The organism is uncultured Jannaschia sp. (assembly GCF_947494055.1).
Classification (GTDB): Bacteria; Pseudomonadota; Alphaproteobacteria; order Rhodobacterales; family Rhodobacteraceae; genus Jannaschia.
Window position 1 is genome coordinate 1 of record NZ_CANLTR010000251.1, and the last position, 236, is coordinate 236.

1 protein-coding gene is annotated in these 236 nt (G+C 66.1%); it reads left to right on the forward strand.

Features of this window, described 5'->3' with window-relative positions:
- Window positions 1-236: transposase (locus tag Q1A87_RS24050; protein ID WP_299657454.1), on the forward strand; the 236-nt coding region annotated here is incomplete at both ends.

The following is a 236-nucleotide window of genomic DNA, read 5'->3' on the forward strand; positions in this document are numbered from 1 at the left end:
GGACCGGTGCCGGTGAAGGTGCCGCGTGTCCGCGATCGGAAACCTGGCGCGGACAGGATCACCTTCACGCCCAGCATACTGCCGCGATATCTGCGCAAGGTGAAATCGGTCGAGAAGCTGTTGCCCTGGCTCTACCTTGAGGGCGTGTCCACCGGCGATTTCAGCGAGGCGCTGGCTGCCCTGCTGGGGCCGAACGCCCAGGGCCTGTCCGCCAAGACCATCGCACGGCTGAAGGC